Genomic DNA, 3554 nt, shown 5'->3' on the forward strand with positions numbered 1-3554 from the left:
GAGCGGGCGGGACGCCGCCATGGACGGCGCGCTCGCCGCGCTCTACCGCGGGGCGGACGCCGAGGGCGGCCGCGGCGCCGCGCGCAGTGCCGGCCTCGGCGGTTCGGCGCCGCAGGTGGCCCGCTGGCTCGGCGACATCCGCGAGTACTTCCCGACCACGGTCGTCCAGTTGATGCAGCAGGACGCGATCTCCCGGCTCGGCCTGGACCGGCTGCTGCTGGAGCCCGAGATGCTGGAGGCGGTGGAGCCGGACGTCCACCTGGTCGGCACCCTGCTCTCGCTCAAGCACGCCCTGCCGGAGACCACCCGGGAGACGGCCCGGGCGGTGGTCGGCAAGGTGGTGGCCGACCTGGAGCGCCGCCTCGCCGACCGTACCCGGGCGACCCTCGGCGGGGCGCTCGACCGCTCCGCCCGGGTGAACCGCCCCCGGCACCGGGACATCGACTGGAACCGCACCATCCGCGCCAACCTCAAGAACTACCTGCCCGAGGCGGGCCCGGACGGCACCGGCACCGTCGTCCCGGAGCGGCTGATCGGCTACGCCCGGGCGCAGCGCGCGGTGAAGAAGGACGTCGTCCTCTGCATCGACCAGTCCGGTTCGATGGCGGCGTCGGTGGTGCACTCGGCGGTGTTCGGCGCGGTGCTGGCGTCGATGCGCAGCCTGGACACCCGGCTGGTCGTCTTCGACACCTCCGTCGTCGACCTGACCGAGCAGCTGAGCGACCCGGTGGACGTGCTGTTCGCGACCCGGCTCGGCGGCGGCACCGACATCAACCGCGCCCTCGCCTACTGCCAGTCGAGGATCACCCGGCCGTCCGAGACGATCGTGGTGCTGATCAGCGACCTGTACGAGGGCGGCATCCGCAACGAGATGCTCAAGCGGGTCGCCGCGATGAAGGCGGCCGGGGTGCAGTTCATCGCCCTGCTCGCGCTCTCCGACGAGGGCGCCCCCGCCTACGACCGCGCGCACGCCGCGGCCCTGGCGGAGCTCGGTGCCCCGGCCTTCGCCTGCACACCGGACGTCTTCCCGGAGATCATGGCCGCGGCGATCGAGAAGCGCCCGCTGCCGGTGCCGGACAACGGCTGAGCCGCCTCACCCGTTCGGGTGCGGGATGTCCGCATCTCACGGCATCGGCATTGTCGATGAGAGACCGGCTCCCGGCCTGCCGGGTGCACCCGTTGTGACGGTTCTCACCAAGCCCGACCCCGTCACGGGCGAAACACGCCCGTCGTACGGGGATAACCTGCCACACGGACGTGACGCGCGTGTTGATTGACGGTGCGCCCGGCGCTGTACGGACCGCAAGGCCGTAGCTCTGCGTACCCGCGCAGCCCCGACGACCCGCAGCGAAGATCCTGCCGTGGCACGCTCGAAGAGACACAATCCGCGACCACGAACAAGGACAAACACGTGGACCTGTTCGAGTACCAGGCGAGGGACCTCTTCGCCAAGCACGGTGTGCCCGTGCTTGACGGCGATGTCATCGAGAACGCCGCAGACGCTGCCGCCATCGCGGAGCGCTTCGGCGGCCGCGCCGTCGTCAAGGCTCAGGTGAAGGTCGGCGGCCGAGGCAAGGCCGGCGGCGTCAAGCTCGCCTCCGACCCGGCGGACGCCGTCGCCAAGTCCGAGGCCATCCTCGGCATGGACATCAAGGGCCACACCGTCCACAAGGTGATGCTGGCCCAGACCGCGGACATCAAGGACGAGTACTACGTCTCGTTCCTGCTGGACCGCACGAACCGCACCTTCCTGGCGATGGCCAGCGTCGAGGGCGGTGTCGAGATCGAGGTCGTGGCGGAGGAGAACCCCGACGCGCTCGCGAAGATCCCGGTCGACGCCAACGAGGGCTGCACCCCGGAGAAGGCCGCCGAGATCGTCGCCGCCGCGAAGTTCCCGGCCGACGTCGCCGACCAGGTCGCCGAGGTCCTCCAGCAGCTCTGGAAGGTCTTCATCGCCGAGGACGCGCTCCTCGTCGAGGTCAACCCGCTGATCAAGTCCGGCGAGGGCAAGATCATCGCGCTCGACGGCAAGGTCTCGCTGGACGAGAACGCCGACTTCCGCCAGCCGGAGCACGAGGCGCTCGAGGACAAGGCCGCCGCGAACCCGCTGGAGGCCGCGGCCAAGGCCAAGGGCCTCAACTACGTCAAGCTCGACGGCCAGGTCGGCATCATCGGCAACGGCGCGGGCCTCGTCATGAGCACCCTCGACGTGGTCGCCTACGCCGGTGAGAACCACGGCGGCGTGAAGCCCGCCAACTTCCTCGACATCGGTGGCGGCGCCTCCGCCGAGGTCATGGCGAACGGCCTGGAGATCATCCTGGGCGACACCGACGTCAAGTCGGTCTTCGTCAACGTCTTCGGCGGCATCACCGCGTGCGACGCGGTCGCCAACGGCATCGTGCAGGCCCTGGCCCTCCTCGAGGAGAAGGGCGAGGCCGTCACCAAGCCGCTCGTCGTCCGCCTGGACGGCAACAACGCCGAGCTGGGTCGCAAGATCCTGACCGACGCCAACCACCCGCTCGTTCAGCAGGTGGACACCATGGACGGTGCGGCCGACCGCGCCGCCGAGCTTGCCAACGCCAAGTAAGGAAGGGGACTTTCACATGGCTATCTTCCTTACCAAGGACAGCAAGGTCATCGTCCAGGGCATGACCGGCTCCGAGGGCATGAAGCACACCCGCCGCATGCTCGCCTCCGGCACCCAGATCGTCGGCGGTGTGAACCCGCGCAAGGCCGGCACCACGGTCGACGTCGACGGCACCGAGGTGCCCGTCTTCGGCTCCGTCGCCGAGGCCATGGAGAAGACCGGTGCCGACGTCACCGTCATCTTCGTGCCGCCGAAGTTCACCAAGGACGCCGTCGTCGAGGCGATCGACGCCGAGATCGGCCTCGCGGTCGTCATCACCGAGGGCGTGCCGGTCCACGACTCGGCCGCCTTCTGGGCGTACGCCGGTGCCAAGGGCAGCAAGACCCAGATCATCGGCCCGAACTGCCCCGGCCTGATCTCCCCCGGACAGTCGAACGCGGGCATCATCCCCGCCGACATCACCGGCCCGGGCAAGATCGGCCTGGTCTCCAAGTCCGGCACCCTGACCTACCAGCTCATGTACGAGCTGCGTGACCTGGGCTTCTCCTCGGCCGTGGGCATCGGTGGCGACCCCGTCATCGGCACCACCCACATCGACGCCCTCAAGGCGTTCCAGGAGGACCCGGAGACCGAGGTCATCGTGATGATCGGTGAGATCGGCGGCGACGCCGAGGAGCGTGCCGCGGCCTTCATCGCCGAGCACGTCACCAAGCCGGTCGTCGGCTACGTCGCGGGCTTCACCGCGCCCGAGGGCAAGACCATGGGCCACGCCGGCGCCATCGTCTCCGGCTCCTCCGGCACCGCCCAGGCGAAGAAGGAGGCCCTCGAGGCCGCCGGCGTCAAGGTCGGCAAGACGCCGTCCGAGACCGCCCGCCTGGCCCGCGAGCTCTTCGCGACCGTCAAGTAAGGCCCCGGCAGGCCCCAGGGCCGACGCCACGTGCGAGGGCGCCGCGGACATCCGTCCGCG

The 3554-nt window shown here is 70.2% G+C and carries 3 protein-coding genes; all 3 read left to right on the top strand.

What is annotated here, in order from left to right; translation table 11 throughout:
* The coding region (locus ABZ641_RS29575) for a VWA domain-containing protein (protein ID WP_359986668.1) at nt 1-1087 on the top strand (1087 nt) is incomplete at its 5' end.
* A 324-nt stretch (nt 1088-1411) separates the two neighbouring features.
* A complete protein-coding gene (gene sucC, locus ABZ641_RS29580) occupies nt 1412-2587 on the top strand; it encodes an ADP-forming succinate--CoA ligase subunit beta (protein ID WP_344626877.1) in 1176 nt (391 codons plus the stop codon).
* Between the two features lie 16 nt (nt 2588-2603).
* Nucleotides 2604-3494, top strand: a complete 891-nt coding sequence (sucD, locus tag ABZ641_RS29585; RefSeq protein ID WP_344626876.1) for a succinate--CoA ligase subunit alpha — start codon at nt 2604-2606, stop codon at nt 3492-3494.
* Nucleotides 3495-3554: the final 60 nt, after the last annotated feature.

Origin of the sequence: Kitasatospora sp. NPDC007106, from assembly GCF_040634455.1 — a bacterium.
In the GTDB taxonomy this organism is placed as follows: domain Bacteria; phylum Actinomycetota; class Actinomycetes; order Streptomycetales; family Streptomycetaceae; genus Kitasatospora; species Kitasatospora arboriphila.

What these genes read in the sequence shown, in the direction of transcription:
- sucD (WP_344626876.1), top strand. Translation starts at nt 2,604, where the DNA reads ATGGCTATCTTCCTTACCAAGGACAGCAAGGTCATCGTCCAGGGCATG.